This window comes from Romboutsia sp. Marseille-P6047 (assembly GCF_900604535.1).
Classification (GTDB): Bacteria; Bacillota; Clostridia; order Peptostreptococcales; family Peptostreptococcaceae; genus Romboutsia_E.
This window is the reverse complement of record NZ_UWOT01000002.1, coordinates 155732-177767: the sequence shown is the minus strand read 5'-3', so window position 1 is coordinate 177767 and position 22036 is coordinate 155732. Positions and strand designations below refer to the sequence as shown.

The 22036-nt window shown below is 25.8% G+C and carries 19 protein-coding genes and 1 pseudogene; 4 read left to right on the top strand and 16 right to left on the bottom strand.

Annotated features, from left to right (window positions below):
• Positions 1-175: 175 nt before the first annotated feature.
• Positions 176-1105, top strand: a complete 930-nt coding sequence (locus EIH23_RS02740) for an ArsR/SmtB family transcription factor (protein ID WP_122638689.1) — start codon at positions 176-178, stop codon at positions 1103-1105.
• A gap of 142 nt (positions 1106-1247) precedes the next feature.
• Here the strand turns inward: EIH23_RS02740 and cspD are convergent, their stop codons facing one another.
• The 6 genes from cspD to EIH23_RS16175 form a co-directional block, all read right to left on the bottom strand.
• Positions 1248-1448 (bottom strand): cold-shock protein CspD, encoded by a 201-nt coding sequence (gene cspD, locus EIH23_RS02735; protein WP_122638688.1) that lies wholly within the window; start codon positions 1446-1448, stop codon positions 1248-1250.
• Between the two features lie 306 nt (positions 1449-1754).
• The gene (locus EIH23_RS02730; protein ID WP_122638687.1) at positions 1755-2513 is read right to left on the bottom strand and encodes a nitroreductase family protein; all 759 of its coding nucleotides are present in this window, start codon (positions 2511-2513) and stop codon (positions 1755-1757) included.
• Positions 2514-2548: 35 nt separating this feature from the next.
• A complete protein-coding gene (locus EIH23_RS02725; protein ID WP_122638686.1) occupies positions 2549-3814 on the bottom strand; it encodes a DUF5643 domain-containing protein in 1266 nt (421 codons plus the stop codon).
• A gap of 1 nt (position 3815) precedes the next feature.
• A complete protein-coding gene (locus EIH23_RS02720; RefSeq protein ID WP_122638685.1) occupies positions 3816-4322 on the bottom strand; it encodes a sigma-70 family RNA polymerase sigma factor in 507 nt (168 codons plus the stop codon).
• A 599-nt stretch (positions 4323-4921) separates the two neighbouring features.
• On the bottom strand, positions 4922-5842 hold the full coding sequence (locus tag EIH23_RS02715; protein ID WP_164488963.1) for a GNAT family N-acetyltransferase: 921 nt from the start codon (positions 5840-5842) through the stop codon (positions 4922-4924).
• Positions 5839-6003 (bottom strand): hypothetical protein, encoded by a 165-nt coding sequence (locus EIH23_RS16175; RefSeq protein ID WP_164488962.1) that lies wholly within the window; start codon positions 6001-6003, stop codon positions 5839-5841. The genes EIH23_RS02715 and EIH23_RS16175 overlap by 4 nt, the downstream gene beginning before the upstream one ends.
• 221 nt (positions 6004-6224) lie before the next feature.
• On the opposite strand from EIH23_RS16175, the gene EIH23_RS02710 reads away from it, so the two are divergent.
• Positions 6225-6518 carry a DUF2700 domain-containing protein gene (locus tag EIH23_RS02710; protein ID WP_122638682.1) on the top strand — a complete coding sequence of 98 codons (294 nt, stop codon included), beginning with the start codon at positions 6225-6227 and terminating at the stop codon, positions 6516-6518.
• Positions 6519-6604: 86 nt separating this feature from the next.
• Here EIH23_RS02710 and EIH23_RS16815 read toward each other — a convergent pair whose 3' ends face one another.
• Entirely contained in the window at positions 6605-7672 is a 1068-nt protein-coding gene (locus EIH23_RS16815) for a YHYH domain-containing protein (protein WP_330566164.1), read from the bottom strand.
• A gap of 210 nt (positions 7673-7882) precedes the next feature.
• Entirely contained in the window at positions 7883-12088 is a 4206-nt protein-coding gene (locus EIH23_RS02700) for a DUF7507 domain-containing protein (RefSeq protein ID WP_122638681.1), read from the bottom strand.
• A gap of 151 nt (positions 12089-12239) precedes the next feature.
• On the opposite strand from EIH23_RS02700, the gene EIH23_RS02695 reads away from it, so the two are divergent.
• On the top strand, positions 12240-12788 hold the full coding sequence (locus tag EIH23_RS02695; RefSeq protein WP_122638680.1) for a hypothetical protein: 549 nt from the start codon (positions 12240-12242) through the stop codon (positions 12786-12788).
• Between the two features lie 324 nt (positions 12789-13112).
• On the opposite strand, the gene EIH23_RS02690 is transcribed toward EIH23_RS02695, so the two are convergent.
• Together EIH23_RS02690 and EIH23_RS02685 are read right to left on the bottom strand one after the other, a co-directional pair.
• Positions 13113-13808 (bottom strand): YjjG family noncanonical pyrimidine nucleotidase, encoded by a 696-nt coding sequence (locus EIH23_RS02690; RefSeq protein WP_122638679.1) that lies wholly within the window; start codon positions 13806-13808, stop codon positions 13113-13115.
• Positions 13809-14102: 294 nt separating this feature from the next.
• Positions 14103-15104 (bottom strand): amidohydrolase family protein, encoded by a 1002-nt coding sequence (locus tag EIH23_RS02685; protein WP_330566163.1) that lies wholly within the window; start codon positions 15102-15104, stop codon positions 14103-14105.
• Positions 15105-15385: 281 nt separating this feature from the next.
• Here EIH23_RS02685 and EIH23_RS02680 point away from each other — a divergent pair, with 281 nt between their 5' ends.
• Positions 15386-16738 carry a dicarboxylate/amino acid:cation symporter gene (locus tag EIH23_RS02680; RefSeq protein ID WP_243113305.1) on the top strand — a complete coding sequence of 451 codons (1353 nt, stop codon included), beginning with the start codon at positions 15386-15388 and terminating at the stop codon, positions 16736-16738.
• Positions 16739-16860: 122 nt separating this feature from the next.
• Here the strand turns inward: EIH23_RS02680 and EIH23_RS02675 are convergent, their stop codons facing one another.
• The 6 genes and pseudogenes from EIH23_RS02675 to EIH23_RS02645 all read right to left on the bottom strand — a co-directional run bounded on the left by EIH23_RS02675 (position 16861) and on the right by EIH23_RS02645 (position 21853).
• On the bottom strand, positions 16861-17283 hold the full coding sequence (locus EIH23_RS02675; RefSeq protein ID WP_122638678.1) for a hypothetical protein: 423 nt from the start codon (positions 17281-17283) through the stop codon (positions 16861-16863).
• 147 nt (positions 17284-17430) lie between these two features.
• A complete protein-coding gene (locus EIH23_RS02670; RefSeq protein ID WP_122638677.1) occupies positions 17431-18018 on the bottom strand; it encodes a TerD family protein in 588 nt (195 codons plus the stop codon).
• 12 nt (positions 18019-18030) lie between these two features.
• A complete protein-coding gene (locus tag EIH23_RS02665; protein ID WP_122638676.1) occupies positions 18031-18612 on the bottom strand; it encodes a TerD family protein in 582 nt (193 codons plus the stop codon).
• 28 nt (positions 18613-18640) lie between these two features.
• Positions 18641-19240, bottom strand: coding sequence for a TerD family protein (locus EIH23_RS02660; protein ID WP_122638675.1), 600 nt, complete (start codon positions 19238-19240; stop codon positions 18641-18643).
• Positions 19241-19258: 18 nt separating this feature from the next.
• The gene (locus EIH23_RS02655; RefSeq protein ID WP_122638674.1) at positions 19259-20332 is read right to left on the bottom strand and encodes a toxic anion resistance protein; all 1074 of its coding nucleotides are present in this window, start codon (positions 20330-20332) and stop codon (positions 19259-19261) included.
• A gap of 24 nt (positions 20333-20356) precedes the next feature.
• A pseudogene (locus EIH23_RS02645) lies at positions 20357-21853 on the bottom strand (YceG family protein).
• Positions 21854-22036 lie beyond the last annotated feature (183 nt).

Genomic DNA, 22036 nt, shown 5'->3' with positions numbered 1-22036 from the left:
AACTTTTCAGTTGTTTTATTAACTCTTTAGTTAACTTAATTACAGTATAAATATAATATATGAAATATCTATTGTCAACGTTTTCCTTTATTTTTTATTTAAAATTTCACATTTTTTCTAATCTACATAAGCATTATGTTATAATATTCTTATAATACGGAGGTACAATTTAAAAATGAGTAATAAGAATTTAAGTAAGATATATATAAAAGCTTTAGATAAAAACTTAGCATTTTTTCAAGCATTAGCAAGTGAAACTAGATTAAAAATTATTTCTTTAATACAAAATAAAGAAATGTCTATAAAAGATTTAAGTTCTGAACTTAATATGTCGTCTGCAGTAATTACTAAACATATAAATCAACTAGAAAGCGTTGGAATTGTAGAATCTTATTCTCAACCTGGTGTAAGAGGATTACTAAAGTTATGTAAAATAAAGACTAGTGAAGTACAAGTCATACTAAATAATAATTATGAGGAAAATCCTAGTAATTACACTGAAATAGATATTCCTATAGGATCTTACTCAGCTTTTAAAATTTATGCTCCTTGTGGATTGGCTTCAAAAGATAAGCTATTTGGTATATTAGATGATCCAAGATATTTTGCTTCTCCTAATCGTAGCGAAATTTCTCTTATATGGTTTACATCTGGTTATCTAGAATATTCTATACCAATTTATGATATAGACTTTAACAATTTAACTGAGATAGAAATTTCTTTAGAAATTTGCTCTGAGTTTCCAGGATATAATAATTCCTTTAAATCTGATATTTATTTTTATCTAAATAATCTATCTTTAGGCAAATGGACAAGTCCAGGTGATTTTGGTGATAGAAAGGGAGTTTTCACTCCTAGTTGGTGGGATTTAGGAACTGAATATGGCTTATTAAAGATGATTAAAATTAATGATGAAGGATCATTCCTTGATGGTATTAAACTTTCAGATATTAAATTATCTGATTTAATCAAAGATGATATGGATAGCTTATCTTTCAAGATAGAATGCCCTAAAGATACTCAGAATCCTGGTGGTATTAATATCTTTGGTTCAAACTTTGGAAATTTTAACCAAAATATTAAAGTAAAATGTTATTATAAATAATAAATAAGCTAATATTCATTATTTTTTTATAATAAAAAGTAGATGTCTTTATATTATTTTAATGTATTAAGACATCTACTTTTTATTTCAATTGCAATAAAAAAGACACATAATGTGTCTTTTCCATGAACATGTATATATATTATAATATAGTTACGTTCTCTGCTTGTGGGCCTCTAGAACCTTCAACTATATTAAAGCTTACTTTTTGACCATCTTCTAATGATTTAAACCCATCAGTTTGTATAGCTGTGAAATGTACGAATACATCATCTCCACCTTCTACTGATATGAAACCAAATCCTTTTTCATTGTTAAACCATTTTACTATTCCATTTTTCATTAAAAATACTCCTGTAAACCTATTACTAGGTTTTTCTTAATTTATTTGTGTATCGCTACAAATATTATTATATCACACATTCCTAATAATAGATACCTTTTTATTTTAAACTATATATCTTCCCTTTATTAGTTTATATTTTCATATAATTGACTATATTTACTAATGGAGGTGAATTTATGACAGTTATTACAAATATTATAATCACTTGGTTAGCAGGGCTAGGTGTAATAGGTATAATTTTAGCAAGCGTAGGTTTCTTTAGATAGTGCTTGGGAAAATACCAAGCACTAGTTTTTATTGTTATTAATCTTCTAAATAATTAGTAAAACTCTTAATCCACTTCTTTATAGATCTATCCATCTCAATAGAAAAATCTGCACTAGTTTTTCTTTTATAAGTTAACTCCCCAAAATTTTTTGCATTAAAAGCATTATACTTAGGCATATTCTCTTCTTTTTCTTCAAACATTTTTATTAAACTTTTATCATCTAATCTTCTATATTTTTCATCAAATACAACGTAATCTTTTTTAAATCTTTCCCTATATATTCTCTTAATATTTTCCGGGTAATATCCAAGAGTTATCATAGCTGCTGGAAATGTATAATTGGGTAAGTTTAATAATTCTTTATGTACTTCATAATTTTCCATAATATCCCCTATATAACAACTTCCAATACCTAAGCTTTCTGATGCTAAAACAGCATTTTCACATGCTATTATTGCATCATTTATAGATAACATAAAATCATTCATACCTGGATATTTTATATTTTCTATATTACATAATTTATAATAGTCATACCATTTTTGCATATCCGCCAAAAATATAAGTATTAAAGGTGCTTTTTTTATAAATGGTTGATTATCGCAGCTTTTACTTAAAATTTCTTTTGTTTTTTCATCTTGTATTTTTAATATTGAATACATCATCATATTACCTGCTGTTGGTGCTTTTATGGCACTGTCTATTATTATGTCTATGTGTTCCTTTGATATATTTTTTGCTTGATATTTTCTTAGCGATACCCTTTTGTTTATAGTTTGTATAACCTCATTCATACTGGTTTCCCCCTTATAGTTTAGGCTTATATATTTTACCTAATCACATTAATCTTAACATCTATAGGATAGTTATATTTTAATATTAATGCTAAATTTAAATTATAACTATCTTTTTTATCAATATCAAACCTACTTCCATACCACCCTTCAGATATATAATAACCAGAACTTGCATATTCTTTATCTATAGAACTTGCTCCAGCATAGCTAATATTATCATCTTCTAAAACTTCCACAATTAATTTGTTATCTATATACTCAACTTTTCTTATAGTTAATACATGTCCAAAATAATCTATTTCTTTTGGGTAAGTATCATTTAAATTAATTTCTATTTCTTTATTGGCATCAATAAGTACACCCTCAGCTTTTAAATTTAAACTTTTGCTTTTATCATAATAAACTGATGGAATTATAGTTTGTCTCCATCCACCATCTTTTCCAATACCTGATAGTGATAAACTTTCATTATACATACTTCCATTATCTGATAATATCTTAAAGTTGTATAATCCTTGTATATTTCCAACTTCCTCTAATTCGCCTGATGTATCCATATACATCATTGTAGGCGATACTACTAACTTTTCTATACTAATATTTAAACCATCATCTTTTATTACTTTATTTATTTTAATTTCTTTTGTATTTTGTACATCCTTAGGTATATTAATAGTTATGTCCGTTTTACCTAATATCTCCTCTTCAGTATCAATATACTTTACTAATTTTAATTTTAAATTTAACCTGTCTTTATTTTTTATTAAATTAGAAACTCCATCACCAATAATTTGAACATTAGCTTTTAACTTATTATCTTCTTCATAAAAAACGCCGTTATTTACTGATATCTCTTCAAAGCTAATTCCTTCAACATATAAACTACTATTTGCATCCATATCATCAATATATTTAATATCACCTAAAATTACTGCTTCAAAACTGATTCTCAAAGTATCTATGTATATATTTTCTATACTAATATTATAATTACCTATTTTTATTTTTTGATTTTCTCCACTACTATACTCATTATTAACTGCATTCTCAACACCAATATCACTAAATATATATTTAAAAACTGAATCTCCAAAACTCCTAAAAGATGGAATTGTAATATAAGAAATTCCTATTACTAAAATAGATGCAGCAGAAGATACTATCCATTTTTTATAAGGGTTAAGCTTTAGTTCTTTTAATTTCAAATTTAACTTATCGTCTAATTTATCTGGAACTTTTATTTCTTCACTTTCAAATTCTTCAAGTAACTTTTCTATATCATTATCATAAATTCTCATATTACTTCACCTCCAACTGTTTTTTCATATCTTTTAATGCTGTATACATCTTTCCTTTCACAGTTCCTATTGGTACATCTAAAATGCTGGATATTTCTTCTAATTTATATCCCATATAATATTTAAGTCTTATCATTTCCCTAATTTGTGGTTCTACTTTCTGTAAACATACTTCTAAATCTAGCTTAGATTCTTTATCCTCATGTTTAACATCTTTTCTTTCCTCTAATTCTTCTAGATAAATTACTTTGTTATTTTTATTAATAATATTTTTAGCTTCGTTTATAACAATTTTTAAAAACCATGTTTTAAAGTATTTAGCCTCTTTTAAGCTTGTAATATTTTTCAATCCTTTTTCTACTGCTTGTAAGTATGCATCTATACTGTCATGTTCATTTTTCAAAATTGTATAAGCTATTTTATATCCTTCATTCTTCAAATTATGCACTAGAATGCTATATGCATTGAAGTTTCCTTTGATCGCTTTTTTAACTAATTTTTCATCCATATTATGTCTCCTCTCATATATTAGACTAATGAAAGTATCAAAAAGTTATAATTTATTATTGAAAATATTTCAATAATAAAAAAGTAGGGGTATACCAATTAGGATATCCCTACTTTTTTTTCATATTATTCTAAAATTATTTATAATTTGTATTTAAGTATTTCATTTTAATTCCTATAAACTTTAATAAATAGTTTACTAACCAAAATGTAGCAAGATAATATGATACAAAAAGGCTTGTGCTCGTTTTATTATAAGCAATTACACTCTCTAATATTAATAAAATACAATTTGCTATACAAAATAATAATTGTAAATTATAATAATTATCTTTTGAAACATTTATCCTTTTATTACGTATGGTGTAAATTATACGCTTCTTTTTACACGATATTATACTATATATTAAGAAAATCAATGCTATGCTTATATAAACTGTAAATACTACATTCCCCATACTATTCTCCTATTTGGTATAATTAATAAATTAAATTAAATTATTTGTTCTCTTAGTAAAACTTTCTACACTTGCTAACTTTACAAAAAAACATATTATGATTTATTAATAAAAGACTAGATTTTACCTAGTCATATTTATTTTAAACATTAAGTTTTTTCCAATAGCTTTTTATAAAACTTTCTTCAAATCCTCTTTTCTTATACATTTCATAAGCAACCTTATTATCTTCAATAACAATTAAATTAACACTAGCTCCTAATTCTACTAAAAAAGAAATTGCAGTTTCTAATAATCTACTACCATATCCCATACCTCTATATTTTTTACAAAGACCAATATCAAACATTCCTTTTCCATCTTCAATAGTAACTTCCATAAATCCTATTTCATCTTGATTATCACATACAATATAGTAAAAGTGAGTTTTATCATTATTATTATTAATTTTTCTTAAATACTCTTTTACATCTTCTTCACAAATAATACACCCATGAGGCATATCTTTAAATGAACTATTATATATTTTTATATACTTTTCTTTATTATAATAATTCAATTCTTTTAGCTGTAAAATTTCACACCTCTTATCAGTATCATTTAGTTCCATTTGTAATGCTCTATATTCATCCTTAAATCCAAGACTTTTAAAAACTTCTATTACATCAGGACTTATGCCTAATCTAATATCATTTGCTCCATGCTCTTTTGATAGTGATATTCCTTCTTTTATAAGTAACTCTAGTATTGCATATTTGTTGTTTATTTCTTTATTTATTGTTATATCATATATAAAGCTATTTCCTATAGTTTTTGCGCTTTCAAGTACTACACATATACTTGCAACTGCTTCATTATCTATAAAATAAAATAATGCACCCTTACCATTTTTGTATGCTTTATTTTGAAATTTATCTTTTAGTTCCTCTTTATCATTTATTTTATTTTGATTTTTTAGTAACTTATATATACTTTGTATCTGACTTTGTGTTGGATTTTCATAGTTTATAATTTTATGTATATTACCTTTATTATCTATATTTGAGCTCTTAATTTCTATCATAAAACTTTGCATACTCCTCCACACTCTAAGCATACAAGGTCTGGTTGTTTATCTTCACTTATTTGTACTGATATGCTTTTGCATTTTTCACATTTTAATTTATATACATTACCACTTTTTAATAAGTTTCCTATTAGTTTGTTTTCTTTTTTATTTTTCATTTTATCCCCCTATAATGTTAATTATTATATTTATTATAACAAATAGGTTGTATAATTTGGATAATATTTCAGGTTAATTTCTTCATGAATAGAATTTGTAACTAATTTTCGATTGTAAAATAATTCTAATATGATAATATAATTCTAATATGATAATATAATTCTAATACATTATATTTATATATTCTGCTATTTTAAATAGATTATAAGGAGTAAGATTTATGATTAATATTATTTTACCATTATTAGCTGTAGGTCTTTTAGCTATTATGTTCATAAATAAAGTTAAAAGAGTTAACAAAAAAAGAAAAAGTTTGATAAATGATAAATCAAATAAAAGAAGTGATTATATAGAAGATGATTATATGTCTATGGGAATGACCTTAGGAATGTGTTTTGGAGTTGCACTAGGTTCCGCATTTACAAGTATCTTCGGTCCAGAGGCTATTTCTTATGGAATATGTTTTGGAATGTTAGGTGGTCTTATTATAGGTAGTACTATAAAGAAAAAGTAATTTTTATTTATACTTAATTATTAGATATAGGATCTATAAGTAGGTTTATGTAAAATTAAACTTACCTATAAATCCTATATACTATTCTAAACTTTATCTTTATCTCTATTCATTCTATTCTTTCTAGCTTTGTAATAAATTGCTCCACCAACTCCAGCTATTGCTCCTAAGCCAACAATACCAGAAGTTGTTTCTTTCTTTTTATCACTAACACCTTTGACATAAGATTCATTAATTACATATTCAGCCAAGTTCATTTCTTCACTTATATCTAGCTCTTCACCTTCATAACCTAAATTATAAGCCTTTTCTATTCCATCTTCTAGGCTAGAAGTTCCATCGTCATAACCAGTCTTAAACCATCCTATATATTTTTCATTATTTTCATCTATAGATTTATATTCTTCACCTTTAATAGCTGATGTAAAACCTAATTTATAGTATTTATTTTTTAATTCTAATTGAACATCATTATATGATTGTATATATGCATTTTTAAATTCTTCTTCAATATCATCTGTAAAATCTATTATTGCCTTATCTTCATAACTATCATTTTTACCTTGTAAAGTATACTCTTCTATTTTTACTTTTTTATATTCACTAAAGCCTTTATTATATCCTTCTTCATATGCTTGTGATAATGCCTTATTTGTATAAATATTATTTAATAAAGCTCCTGATAAACCAATATTATATCCACTATTTTTTACAGAATCTATTTCTAACTCAAGTTTTTTACTTCCTTCATCATACCCATTTTTGTATCCTTCACTATATTCCTCACGATAATTTCCAGTGTAAGATGATGTATCTATATAACTATTATTATATCCATCTTTATACCCTTGATCATATCCCTTAGTTTTCGCTTTCTTCTTATCACTTTCTACTGATGATTGTGTTGATGTTGACGATTGTACTGTCGCCGATGATTGTGTAGTTTCACCTGAACTTTTATACGGACATCCATTAGTATGTAAATGTGCAGGATATCCTCCACAATGATAATGATAGCTACCTAGTCCAGATTTATTTTGATTATCTCTATGACCTCCCGAACCATCAGTTCTCCCAGAATGAGCATTTGAAAAACTACTCATACCAACTATAAAAATAGCTGTTATAATACCACATTTTTTTAATTTAAACATAAATTCCTCCCTCAATTTGCAAAATATAAAATATGCGAACTAATGTATTATAATATACACTTTAATAGAAATTTGTTGAACTTTGTCATAAATGTAATATATTTTTAATTTAAATATTTCTATTTATCATTAAATTTAATCTATAATATTAATTTAATAAAAGAATGGTAGATATAAGCATCTACCATTCTTTTATTAAGTTTACTCAATTTATTTAACAAAATCTGTTACAATAAATCCTTTCATACCTTTTATTCCATACATTAGTATAGGTTTATTTTTTATCATAATATCACAACAAGAACGAACCTTAACTTTAAATTCTATAACAGCTCTTTCTCCTATACCAACAGTACCTAATATTATTCCTTTTTCAATGCTCTTATTATAAACTTTATATCCATTTATCATTAAGCTATCACTTATAAAATCAACATTTTCACATAACTTATCGAAAAAAACTAATGGTATATTATTAGAACCTATTTCTATATCACCAATATTTTCAATTATTATAGTATAAGTTATAATATCTCCTACACATATATTCTCTTTATCAACTTTTCTTATTATATTTAGCTGAGGATTTAATATCTCCAAATATACAGTATTACTTTCATCAATTAAATTATTAGTACTCATATTTCGTACAACACTATATCTTACATTTGCATTATTTGATATAACTAGACTTGGGCATATTGAATTTACTACTGCTTTAAAAGTCAATACAACTTGTTGATTTACATTTAAAGTTCCAATATTAACTCCATTTATTATATTTTGATTTGAAGGAACTCCATTTATGATTAAACTATCTGGAACAAATGTAAGTTGTGATGAAAGTGGATCTTCTATTATCGTATTTTCATATGTCATATTACCCGTATTTCTAACTATTATAGTATAAATTATCGTCTTACCAACAGTTGCTATAGATGTACTTTCTAGTTTGACTATACATATACTTAAATTGGGACATATACTTGTAACTGATTGAGTATCTGTAGCTGAACCACTTACTGTAGTTGGTTGATTAGCATTATTAGCTTGTACTGTTCCACTTGCAGTAACAATATTTTTAAAATTATTAAGATTATCTGATAATACATATACTGTAACTACTATAGTCGTTGTCTGTCCTACTAATAAATCACCTATATTTAATCCATTAAGATTAGTTGTTCCTACAATAGTTCCATTTACACTTATACTTCGTATTGATAACTGAGATGGTAGACTATCTTGCAATATGACATTAGATACTTTTAATCCACTATTATTTGTAACTGTTATTGTATAGTTAAATGTTTCCCCAGGGTATACAATATTTTCATTTGATACTTTTGTAACTTTAATGCCCGTATTATAAACGTTTAATGAAACGGTGTTACTAGTTGAACTATAGCTAGTAATCGAACTTTGATCTATAACATCATAACTAACTGTTGAATAATTAGTTATAGTTGAATTTTCTAAAACAGAATTTACTTTAGCTTCAAAAGTTAATATTGCTTCTTCATTTACATCTAAATTTCCTATATTTACTCCTGTTGTTATATTTAAATTTGATTGTACTTCATTTATTTTCAAACTTCCAGATACAAATGTTAATTCTGGCTCAAGCTTATCTTCTACAATTACATTGGTATTAAGTGTATTACCTGTATTTTTAACTACTAATGTATAGGTAACTATATTTCCTACTATAGCTTCATCTATATTTTCTGATTTTACGATTGATATATTTGGATTCTTATCTATTACTATTACAGATTGCTTATCTATTGCTGATCCTCTTACTGTTACTGGTGGGTTAGCTGTATTTACTTGAACTGTTCCACTTGTAGTTACTATATTTTTAAAGTTATTAATATTATTTGACGTTACAAGTATTGTTACTAATATTGTTACCGTTTCTCCTATATTTAAATTTCCTATATTAAGTCCATTAAGTTCAGTGCTTTGTATTATTATCCCATTTACATCTATGCTTATAACTTTAAATGCTGATGGTAAATTATCATTTAGTATAACATTTGATATATCTAAGTCACTAGTATTTGTAACATTTATAGTGTAAATATAAGTTTCTCCTACACACACTTCTTGCTTACTTGACTGCTTAGTTACTTCAATACTAGGAGTATAAACATCTAACTGAACTACATTACTTGTTGCACTACTATCAATACTTATTCCTCCAATTAAACTACTATAAGTAACATTTGCACTATTATCTATAGTTAACGTTGGTGGTGTATCATTTACTATTGCTTTAAATGTTAATATAACTTTATCACCTACATTTAAAGTCCCTAAGTTTACACCTGTAACTATACTATAATTAGAAGCTCTATTATTTATAACTAAACTGCCTGGAACGAAAGTTAGTTGTGGTACAAGACTATCTTTTACTATAGTATTTATAGATTCTATATTGCCTATATTTTCCACAAGTAAAGTGTAAGTTACTTCATTTCCAATAATTGCTTTGCTTATATTTTCTGATTTTACTATTGATACATTTGGATTCACTACTAATGTATAAACTGTATTACTAATACTATGTTCAACTACTTCACCTTCATCTAGATTTACAATATGACTATATGTTATATTTGCTACGTTTGGTATTGGATTTGGATTAGGAAGAGTATTTACTTTTACTTGAAACATTATCACTGCTTGTTCTCCTGGTTGTAGCGGATTTGTTAAATTTATACTTGTAAGTGGACTTCCTGTAAATGCAACTGTTGATGTTATTGAATTTTCTATATAACTTGTTCCATTTGGTATAACATCATCTATTTTTATATTATTAGCCTCAATATTACCTCTATTTTGTGCAATTATAGTATATGTTAGTGTATCTCCAATTTGTACATATTCTTTATCAACTAATTTTGAAAAACTTGCATTTGGTTCTGTTACTCCACCTATAATAGCTCTACCAATATAGACTTTGGTGTCATTACTATCTCTATTAAAAGTATTTGGTATTCCACCTCTTATTGGAGTATATTTATAAGTTACATTGGCTTTATTGATTATATTTGGATCTTGTGGCAAACTTATTACTTTTACCTTGAAAGTAATGATTGTTTTACTTTTTCCTTCAATGTTAGGTACATTAAATCCATCATTTGGATTATATGATGGATATGATATGTTATTTATAGTTACACTTCCACTGATAAATTCTAATGATGATGGTTGTGGATCTTTAAATATAACATCCGTTAATGGATTATCATTTGTATTATCTAAAGTTACAGTGTATTGTATTGTATTTCCAACATTTGAAGTTCCACTGTCAACTTCTTTTACTGGAGAAATCACAGGATACCTTATTAATCTTAACTTCACATCATCAACTGCATAATCATTTCCTGGAGCCGCTGCTCCTTCACTATAAAAATTTAGTCCTATTGATTTATTATCACTTGTATTTAAGGCTGTACCTATTTCTTTCCATATTGGCAAAATTGACTCAGTTGGTCTAAAGAGATCTTCCAATTTATCATTATATAATATCTCCTCAGGTGTATCTCCCATAATTTCAACACCAAATTTAGGTGCTTCTTGAGATGCATTATCATCAAGATTTATTAACCATGCAGAAAATACATAATCAGTATTAGTATCAACATCAATTCTTGTATGAAAAAAACTAGCTCCTTCATATGCTCCATTTACAATTTCCATTCTACCAGTTTCTATACTAGTTGTATGGTCTGATAATCTCCACCAAAAAAAATGTGGATATGGGTCTATTGTATTACCTATACTATAATATCCATCATGAATAACTTCTCTTTGAGGAACAAAAGTAAAACTATATGCTATTCCTGGATAGGGATTTATAAGTGGACCTCCATTTGGATGTGTTCCAGCTTCTACATCTCCAAATGTTCCATAATCTACAGCATCTAATAAATTCACTTCTGATATTGTTGCAGAGCTATCTAATAATAAATTAATTGATTCATATCTTGCTGGTCCAATAAAAATAGTTTCTGCCTCTATATTTTTATCATCAGAAACTGTTACAAATATAGTTGTAGGTGTTACAGCATTTAATGTATTTGTTTGTTTAGGGTAACTTCCAGTTAAAACTGTATATGGAGGAAGTTTTGCAGTTGGTATTTCTCCTACCTCCGTATTTGTATTTATGAATTCTGCCGGTGTACTAAGTATTTTGCCACTATAGCCATATACCAAAACTATACGATAATTTCCATTTTGTACATTTGTAAAAGTATAGTTTCCTTCTTTATCTGTATATACTCCCAATTTTTCATTTGTTGATATGTTTTGCAATACTATAGGTATGTCTATAATTCCATAATCTTGTACATCAATTTTGGCATTTCTATTTATATCAAATATTAATCGCCCCGATATATTTGCCATTTTGCACCCCCTATGCTTATTATCACTTAATATATTATTCTCACTTATATATAAAAGTTACGTTATATAAGCATTAAATGTTTTTTATAATTTGCACAAATCAAGCTCTAGTGCTATCATATAAAACAAAACTATATTAATGGAGAAAAATATGATAAATATAATAAAATATACACTAATAACAACAATCTCATTAATAGGTATTTTTATGGTATTTGCCCTATTAATAACATTGATAAATAAAAAACTAAATAAATATCTTTATTGGATATTTGATAGCAATTCTCTTACAATAACAGGTATAATCGGTGTGCCAGTACATGAAGTAAGTCACTATATAATAGCAAAGCTATTTAATCATAAAGTAAGTGATATTAAGCTATATAGACCTATTGAAAGTAAAAATGATGGGGTTTTAGGGTATGTAAGTCATTCATATAGTAGAAGTAGCTTGTATCAAAAGATTGGAAACTTTTTTATAGGTATTGGCCCTATAATTATGGGACCACTTGTTATAGCCTTTAGTTTTAGAATTCTAATACCTCATTTATGTGGTAATATTATAAGTTCTATTAATATAAATTCTTATAATACTTTAATTGAAAGTTTCAATATTATAAGCTTAATTAACCTTTATATTTCTGATTTTTATAACATAGTTATGATTATTTTATTAAGTAATCCTTTTTTTACTATATGATTTTGGATTTTTGTATTTATAACTTTTTCTATTTCTATAAATATGAATTTAAGTAGCAATGACTTAAAAGGAAGTTATTCAGGATTAATCACTTTATTTTTAGGAATGTTTATTTTAAATACAATATTTACTGTATTTGGATTTGATTATAATATCCTTAAAATTTTTATCATTAAATGGAATATTATTATTGGATTTTTCTTATCTTTTATAATTTTATTTTCATTATCTAGCTTAGTTATTTTATCTATTTTATATAATCTAAAAAACATTAAACTATAAAAAGTCTAATTGGACATAATGTCCAATTAGACTTTTTGATTACTAAAACTTATTTAGTAATAAATCTCTTATACCATCAAAATTAGATATTTCATAAGTAGGACTTAAATCTGTTTTATTTTCTACATTATTTGGATTAAACCAGCAAGTATCTATATTATAGTTAATGCCACCCCTTATATCAGAGCTTAAACTATCTCCAATCATAAGGACTTCATCCTTACTAAAACCACCTAAATTACTTATAGCATGTTCAAAAATTTCTGGATTTGGTTTTGATACGCCTAATTCCTCTGAAATAACTATATCTTTAAAATACTTTGCTATAACAGATTTTTTAATTCTATTCTCTTGCACTGAAGTAAGTCCATTAGTAACAATAGAAAGTGTATATTTATTACTTAAATCTTCTATAAGCTCCACTGCTCCATCAAATAAAAATGACCCATTCCCTAAGTGCTTCATATAAGAAGCTGCAAATTTATTTTCATCAAATTTAACTTCTAATTTATCACTAAATCTTTTAAATCTTTCTATTTTTAATTTTGATTGAGTTATAAGTCCTTCTTCAAGTTCCTTCCATATAGCATCATTTATTTCTTTGTATATACTAAAATGATAATTTTCATCATAATCGAATCCAAATTCTATCATAGTATTTTTAAAGGCTTCTCTTTCAGCTTTCTTAAAATCAAATAAAGTTTCATCTGCGTCAAATAATATAGCTTTGTATTTCATAATTGATTATCCCTCCAATGTCTCTTATAAGTTTTTTAAATAATCAAATTATATCACAAAACAAGAATTTTTTACTTTTATTTTAAAAATTATTCATATTTTATAACCTATATATTACTTAATATATTAACCTCTTAACCCAATTATTATTACCAGAGTAAATAAATCTTTCAAGTCTTTCTTCTAACTTAAGACTTCTATTATCTAAATTATCATCAACTATAAGAGCATCAAATTCATAATCAACTTCAAAACTACCAACTTTGCCAAAGAAACTTCCTCCACCTTTTGTTGCTAAATAGTATGCTTCATTAATGTCATATCCAAAGTATGACCTGCGCCTACATCTGAACCTAGCCCTACTGATATACCTTTATTTAAATATTTTCTAAGAGGCATAATACCACTGGATAAATTAAAATTAGATTGAGGACAATGTGCTACCATTATATTATATTTTTTTAAAATCTCAATTTCATCTTCTTCATTATAAATACAATGAGCCATTATTGTTTTATTTTTTCTAAGAAGTCCATAATATTCGTAAACCTCACAAAAACTATTGCATTCTGGATGAAGTTCTTTAACCCATCTAATTTCATCATTATTTTCATCTAAATGAGATTGAATTGGTATCTCATGGTCCTTCGATATTTTTCCTAATCCTTTCATAAGCTCTGGTGTAGTGCTTGGTACAAATCTAGGGGAAATTATATAATTAACTAATGGTTTAAAATTATCATCAGTTCTATTTCTTGATTTTAGTTCTAGAATAAGTTCTTTTGTATTTCGTATAGATTCTTTTGTATTTTCTATTAAATAACTTGGTGAATTTCTATCCATATTTACTTTACCAATATATGAACCTAAACCTGATTTTTCAAAAAGTTCTATTAAAATCTTTGTTGCATCTTTATGAAGTGTTGCCATAACACAAGACCTAGTTGTTCCTACTTTGCATAACTCTTTTACAAATTTTTCATATGCCTTATATGCAAATTCTATATCTTTAAACTTGCTTTCTAGTGGAAATGTATATTCATTAAGCCATGGAATAAGCTGCTTACTATATCCAATCCCTACATTATATAGTTGCGGTGCATGTACATGTATATCTACAAAGCCTGGAATAATAAGTGAATTTCCTAAGTCTTCTACATCTTCTTTTGTATACCCCTTAGGAATTTCTTTTGTAATACTTTTTACTTTACCATCTATAACTAATATATAGCTATTAGGATAGGTTTCAAATTTATCTGGCCTTGATGTAAATATTATATTTCCTTTTAATATCACTAAATCGCCCCCTTAATAAATTTATATTAAAAATAATATCTATAGTTTAAATTTACTTTAATATTTATTTATCCTCTAATTGTTATATGTCAAAATATATATTTTAATGTAATTTTTTATTGACACATACTTTTCTATACTGTATATTAAAAAACAGGATACCTTTAAGATAGTCCTGTGAGACTAATAAGGAAATGTACGTAACGTAGTATTTTTGCCTTAATATCTTTTGGTATTAAGGCTTTTTTGGTATCCTAAAAAAAATTTTAGGAGGATACTATATGAGTAAAATTCAAACTTCAATAAATCACGCCAACAAATTGGCTATCAAAATGGCAACTGCCTTAATAATAGGATTAATAGCTGGAACATCATTTATTTTCTTAAGAGAAAACTTAATCTCAAATGGAAATGGTGACACTTGGACAATAATAAATAATTTATTATTCCAAGATATAACTAAACCAGATGCAAATAAGGCAATTGGAATCTTTTATATAGTTGGTCAACTATTTATAAATTCACTACAATTAGTAATAGTACCTATGGTATTTACATCAATAACTCTTGCTATGTGTAATATAAGTGATACAAAAAAATTAGGTCGTATATCTTATAAAACAATATTAGGATTTTTAGGTACATCTATCTTTGCATTAATATTAGCTGGTTTATTCGGAATGACTGCTAATAAACTCGGATTATTTAATGTAAGTATAAACAATATATCTTCAAGTGAAGGAGCTGTTTCTAGCAATCCACTTTTAGTATTTGTACAAGCTATACCAAACAATATAACTTCAGTATTTGGTGAAAATGGACGTGTTTTATCTATAGTTTTCTTAGCTAGTGTTACTGGAATTTGCATTAACTCATTAGGTGATGAAATTTTAGTATTAAAAAAGTTATTACAAGATATAAATAAAATAATCACTACTTTCTTAACATTTATAATAACTAAGTTTGGACCAATAGCTATCTTTGTTTTAATAACAAGAACTTTTGCAATTTATGGTATTGATCATTTAAAACCAGCCCTTGCATATGTTGGTACTACTACTATAGCCTTACTGTTATTTTTAACTGTTGGATATGCTTTATTTATTTACTTTACTACTGGGTTAAATCCAATAATATTTGTAAAGAAAATTTCAAAAGTAGCTTTATTTGGTTTCTCTACTTCTTCATCTGCTGCAACACTTCCTTTAAATACGAAGACTATTGTTGAAGATTTAGGTGTAAGTGAAGAAATAGCTTCTTTTACATTACCACTTGGTATGACTATTAATATGAACGGAACTGCTATAATGCAAGTTATTGCAGCTATATTTATAGCATCTAGTGCTGGATATGATGTTACTGTAGGAAATATATTGATAATATCATTATTAGCTTTAATAGCATCAATTGGTACACCTGCTGCACCTGGTGCTGGAGCTATAATATTATTTACAGTTTTAACAGGTATGGGATATCAAAATGATGCAGCAGTACTTGCTTATTCATTAATACTAGCAATAAACAGACCAATAGAAATGCTTGTTACTTCACTAAATGTAGTTGGAGATGCTGCAACTGCTGTTTATGTATCTAAATCAGAAAATAACTTAAATGAAGAAATTTATAATGGATAATAAATAATAAATTAATGAACTGTAGGTAAGGTTTGTATAAAATCAAATTTATCTACAGTTCTTTTTGTATATTAACTCTTTATAATAAATCATTTTATAATATTTATTAATTAAGACTATATTTATCCTTCATAAATTAAATATAACTTAGCTTTGTATTTTCCTATTTCAAGTTTTGGTGCATATTTTTCTACTATCTTGCTTTCAATATTACTATCTACATCATAAAAGAAAATATTATAATCGCTAAAATTATCTGGCATATATTTTATAATTGCTTTTATAATTTCTTCAAAATTGCCTTGTCTATTATAATTAATATCAAAATTGTCATACCATAATGAAATAAATACACTTTTCTTTTCTATATCTACAAATGTTGCATAATAGTCATTCGGTGATATATTGAAATCACTATATTTTTCTCCATATATAATTTTAAAATTACACTCTATACCTTTAGGTAACCCTTCTATATGATAGTATTCATAAAACTGATTATCTAAATATTTTTCTGTTTTATCTTTTTTTATCTCCAATTCCATATAAAATCCCCTCTATTACTTTAGTATATTTTTATTTATAGCTATTAATAAAATTCCTTATTTATTCTCAAATTTTTAAGCATAAAAAATAGAGCGTAAGTAATTACACTCTATTTTTATAAAACATATTAATTTTAAATTTTCTATTTAGTTATATAAAGCTAATACCCCATTAAGGTCAGCTATTTTCCCTTCTCCAAGAGCTTTAAATTGCCATTCTCCCATATCTCTATAAAGCTCTGCAAATATAACTGATGTAGCAGTTGATCCATCTGATTTTAAGTTAAATCTACAAAGTTCTCTATCATTATTTACAGTATCTAATAGTCTTACATAAGAATTATTTACCATCCCGAATGTTTGTCTTCTAGATTGAGCTTCATGTATTGTAACTACGAAAACTATTTTTTGTATACTTGGATTTATACTATCTAAGTCTATTGAAATAGTTTCATCATCACCATCTCCAGCACCAGTTCTATTATCTCCTGATAAAGCTATTCCTTGCCCTTGTTTATTATTGAAAAATATTACATTTGATACAGTATTAAATTTATTATTTGCATCTAATAAAAATGCTGCTATATCTATATCAAAATCAACTCCACCATTTGATATATCCCATCCAGCTCCTAGAGTAACTTTTTTAAGTCCTGGATTTCTCTTTGTTAAATCTAATATTTCATTTTTTTGTAAGTTTAATATTTGTGGTGTTCCACCTAAATTTATTCCCATATTATTCACCTCTTATTGATATTTTTGTATTAATGTAGTTAAGTTACCCTCTAATAATTGTCCAACTGCTTTAAAATTCCAGTCAGAACCTATTTTTTCTAATTCTGCAAATATAAGTGATGTGGCTTTTCCACCATCTTCACTTAAGTTATATCTACATATCTCACTATCACCTTTATCGCTATTAAGAACTCTAACATAGGCGTTTCTTACCTTTGAAAAATCTTGTCTTCTTTCTTTTCCTTGATATATATTTACTGAGAAAATAACCTTTTTACAGTTAGAAGGTAAACTATTTAATGTTATAGATATTTTTTCATCATCACCATGTCCTTCTCCTGTTCTATTGTCATTATGTAAAAATATACCTGGGCCTCTTTGATTTCTAAAGTATATTATGCCTTCTTCGCCTATTATTCTTCCATCTTCACCTAATAATATTGCTGATAAATCTAGGTCCATATCTGGTGCACCAAAATTAAAGAATCCTCTTTTAACTACATCCCATCCTGCTGCTAATACTATATTGTTTAATGAAGGATCTTTTTTAGTTAAATCTAATATATCATTTTTTTGTAAGTTTAATAAATTCATAAGATTTCCCCTTAGTTGTATTTTTTTATTACATATATAAACCTAGCATACCATTTAAGTCTGCTATTTTACCATCACCTAAAGCTTTGAAATACCATTCATAACCATCTTTGTATAACTCTGCGAATATAACTGAAGTAACAGTTGATCCATTTTCTTTTAAGTTAAATCTACAGATTTCTTTTTCATTATTTTTAGCATCTAATAATCTTACATAAGAATTATTTACCATACCGAAAGTTTGTCTTTTTTCTTGTGCATTGTGTATAGTAACTATGAATACTATTTTTTGAATATCACTTCTTATTTTACTTAAATCAATTTGTATTCTTTCATCATCACCATCACCTGTACCAGTTCTATTATCTCCTTCTAGATAAATTCCATCTCCAAACTTATTATTGAAAAATATTACATCTTGTGGAACTTGAGTAACTTTATTACTTGCATCTAATAAAAATGCTGCTATATCTATATCAAAATCTTGACCTATACTTGCTACATCCCATCCAGCTCCTAGAATTACATTTTCAAGACCTGGATTCTTTTTAGTTAAATCTAATATATCATTTTTTTGTAAGTTTAATGCATTTACAGTGTTCTTATTTATTCCTAAATTTATAGCCATTTATTTACCCCCTTTATATTATGCGCTTGGTATATTTCTTTTCATACTAGCCTTCATTTGCTCTAATTTTATAGTATTTTCATTTCTTCTTGCTTTATTTTCATTTTGTATTGCTTTAGTATCTTCTATACCTTTTATTATTGTTTGGTAGGATTTTTCTAATGTTTCAATTGCTACAACACTTCCTGAACTCATTCTAGCTATATCTACAGATTGTCTAGCAGTAGATTGTGCATTTCTCATTATAAGCTCATTAGTTTTATCATCTAATTGTTTTAAAGATTTTGCTTGTATTTCTTGTCTTTTTAAAATTATAGCTTGTGCTAAACATTGCTTAAATATTGGCAATGTTATTATAAAAGATGTATTTATCTTTCTTAATAAATTAAAGTTTGACATTTGCATTGTCTGAATCATCGGCGCTGCTTGTATAGCTATATTTTCAGCTACTTTTAAATCATATAAACGTTGTTGTAGCATTTCCTTACAAACTTCAAGTTTTTGAATCATCATATATCTTTCTTCAGGATTCATAGTGTTGTCATTTGTAAATTGATTTATATACATATCAACTTCTTCAGCTGCTAATTCACCAGCAACAATGTATTTCTCTAACTGCTTATAATGTTCTAAGTTTCCATCATATAGCTTTTTAAGCTTTGCATTTGATTCTTTTATTTCATTTTCATACCTTTTAAGAAGTACATAAACTTTTTCTATTTCATATCCCATAGTATCATATTTTTGGAATAACTTAGCTATAGTATCGCCTGCCTTTTTAAACAATTTTGTCATTAAACTTGATTGCTTTTGATTTTCAAGTTCTTTTATATCAAACTTGTCCATAATTTTAGTAAGACTTACAAGCATTTCTCCTGCTTCCTCAGCTTTCACTTCTTTCATAGATGATAATAATTCATCAGATATTTTTGATATATTTTCACTTGCTTTTTGTCCAAATTGAATTATAGAATTTAAATTTTGTACTTCTATTTCATTAGTTAAATTTTGAACTTCTGGTAACTGTCTTAAATTTTGTTTATAAATATCACTTTGTTCTATTATATCTACTTCACTGTTAAATTCATTCATGATATATCTCCTATATTGTTACTTTTATTTAAATAGCTTTGTAAATACACTTGGTTTTATTAAACTAAAGACTAACTTATTGTATGTTGTGTCATAGCTTATTTTATCTAATCTTACTTGGTTAAATTTATCACTTCTTATTACATTACTTAAATTACACATTCCAGAAGGATTGAATATTATAATATCAATTCCTATATTATGAAGATATCCAAGTAACATAATCATATTTTCACTTATAGTATCTTCTTTATTTAAAAATATAACTATTTTAGGAATATCTCCAACAAAATCAAAATTATCTATTATTCTTATAATATCATGGTTCAAATTAAGAACTAATACAAGTAGTTTTAAGCAACTATCTTTATCTAATTTATTTACAAATAAATCATTCCTTTTTATTACTTCATTAAATTTATTAAGTAAAAAGTTTTGTACTACTTCATTGTATTTTTGAAATTTATAGATATTTAATTTTTAATTTCCTATATCAAAAGTACCATCACTTAGTTGACAAAACATAAGTTGAAACATCTCATCACTTATGCCTTCATCATATGATATTTTTCCATTCTCAAAGAATAATTTATTTGAAGATGAAATAGGATATGGTTCTAAGCATTTAGATACTAATTTAACATATTTACTTCTATCAGCATACGCACCATCTATTTTATAAAAGAAAGTTGGAACTTTAACTATATTTCCATCAACATCAAATCCATCTCTTAACTTAGCTGGCTCATTAAAGTAAATCTCTATATCTTCTACTATAGTGTCTAAAAGTACACTTTTAGTAAATCCATTTCTAAACTGCCATGGTTTAAACATTCCTGTATTTACAAAAAGCTCTTCATGTATTTCTTTTTGAATTTGTTTTGTGATAGTCTCTATATTCTCTATTATTTTTCCCTTTTTACATCTTTCATTAAAAGATTCTATTGAGTCTATTTTCATACTTTTTTTACATATACTCAATTTATCTTTATCTATTTCTTCGAAATATTCTTCTTTTAAAGGGTTTATATATAAAATATCAAAATTCATCTTATAAAGTAACATTAAAAAGTAGATTTCATGTCTTTCTATTTTTCCGTAATAAATACATAGAGGATTATAGCCCTTATTAAAATCAATATTTTTAACGTACATATATGTCCAAACTATAAGTTTTGTTATAAAGTTATTTCTTATATTATCATTAAAAAAATTTTCATTTTTCATGCCTAAATTAACTGCATATTGTAATGCTTCTAAAAACTTATTGTTAATTTGAAAATCATCAAATATAGTTATATCTTGATTAATCAAATCATTTATATTCATAGTTTGTAATTCATTATATATATATTGTATAAGTTCCATTTCTCCACTTAATACAATTTCATTATCAAATATTAAACATGCATTTTCTAGTTCACTACATTTTGATTGAAGTGTTTTTAATTCATCATTATACTTAAAAAAATCTTCAATTCCTATAAATCTATAAAAATAATTTTTATCATTATTTTTCAATTTAATTTGCAACAATAATCCCCCTTTCTAAGTGTCTAATATAGTTACTATTTCCCGTATTCTTATATTTTATATTATAACATAAAGTATAAAATTAATATATTTCTTAAATATATGTAAAAAAATTTTATTATCTATTCTAAAATACTTTTATTGAAATAAAAAGATATTAACATAGTTTCA